The sequence below is a fragment of the Flavobacterium degerlachei genome, from assembly GCF_900106645.1.
Taxonomy (GTDB): domain Bacteria; phylum Bacteroidota; class Bacteroidia; order Flavobacteriales; family Flavobacteriaceae; genus Flavobacterium; species Flavobacterium degerlachei.
Map to the genome: position 1 here is coordinate 1 of NZ_FNMV01000030.1, position 1670 is coordinate 1670.

1 protein-coding gene is annotated in these 1670 nt (G+C 34.5%); it reads right to left on the bottom strand.

The features are described 5' to 3' along the window. Positions 1-193: 193 nt before the first annotated feature. Positions 194-1642, bottom strand: coding sequence for an IS1182 family transposase (locus BLV91_RS16730; RefSeq protein WP_091435348.1), 1449 nt, complete (start codon positions 1640-1642; stop codon positions 194-196). Positions 1643-1670 lie beyond the last annotated feature (28 nt).

The following is a 1670-nucleotide window of genomic DNA, read 5'->3' on the forward strand; positions in this document are numbered from 1 at the left end:
GAGGGCACTGAAAAACTTCACTTATTTTGATTAGAGTCGTTTTTTAGACAATAAAAAAACGCTTATAACAGGATTTTAAAGATCCTTTATGAGCGTTTTAATTTTTACAACTGTTTTTTATTGTACGTTATATGAGTCGATTTTTGACTTTTATAGGCTCATTGAGTGTACTGCGCATGTAACTTTGATTTTCCTACATTAATTTGAGTATTCTTTTTAAGTTGACTGCGAAAATTGCTATTGCACCTTGCATTTGCATATTGGTAATGCCATATGATATTGCTTTATCATAACCATGTACATTTTTCAACTCACTATTTTTCGCTTCTATTTTATATCGGTGTTTTGCTTTTTCTTTGTAATAGTCAGTTTCTTGAAAGCTGATTTGTTCTTGGTGTAAGTCCGATTTTATGGACACCGAATATGTTTTTGTCATGGCTCCTTCTTTATAACAACCCTCTTTTAAAGAGCAGGTCTTACATTTTTCCACATCAAAATAGTAGGTTTGTTTTTGATTGGTTCCAACATTTTTTTTGCCTAGGCGAGCCTTTCGTATAGCCATGTGACCAGCAGGACAAATAAATCTATCGGCATCTTTATTGTAATCAAATTTATCTTCGTCTTTTCTAGCCCCTTGAGCTATTGTAACATTTAGTCTCGCTACCACTTTAATATTTTGCCCACTTGTGAGTTTGAGATTTTCTTTTCCTGTATAGGCTCCATCGCCAATAATTGTATCAACATCGATTCCGTTTTCCTGACTAATTTCTAAAAGTTTAGGTAACTCCGGGCCATCTCCTTTTTCGCCTGATGTGACTACAGCTGCTGTAATGATGCGCTCTTCGGTCATCGCTAAATGAGTCTTATAGCCGAAGAAGGAACTATCAGCGGATTTATGCCCCATTTTAGCATCTGTATCTTTTGATAAGGTAAAATTTTCCTGAGTGTCTTCTATCGTTTCTTTAAGCAAGTTTAATTTTTCTTTCACCGCAGGTATAGAACTTAAAGATTGTTCTTTTTCTAGCCGTCTCTCCAACTCTTTACAATAGGCCAATTCCATTTCTAATTCATTGGTATTGTTCTTCTCTGGCATACGTTCTTTCCATTGGTCATCAAATAAATAAACCGTTTTTCGCAGTAGTTTTGAACGCTCACGCAATACTTCAATTGCCGAAAATGGATTTGATCTCGATAAAGTATGTGTGGCATCAACTATAATAGACTTAGAACGGATAATGCCCTTTTCAACGGCTATAGTCACTGTTTTACTAATCAATAGATTTAATAAGTCGGTGTCCTTCAAACGTAGTTTTCTATATTTTGTTAACGTACTAGAATTGATAACATCTTCTTCTGGTGCCATTTCCAAAAAATACTTAAAGGACATATCAAAACGGGAACGCTCCACTACATCAACATCTGAAACGGTATAAATTGTTTTCAGAAGTAAATACTTGAACATACGCACAGGACTTTCTGCTGTGCGACCATTATTTGTACAGTATTTATTTAGCAACTCATCATAGATAAATGAAAAATCGATCAACTCATTGATTTTTCTTAGCATATTGTCCTTGGGAACGATTAAATCATATAACGAAGAGTACGGACTGAATTGAATTTTTTGTTGTTGAACTAACATCTAAAAGCCTTTTGGGTACCATTAAAAA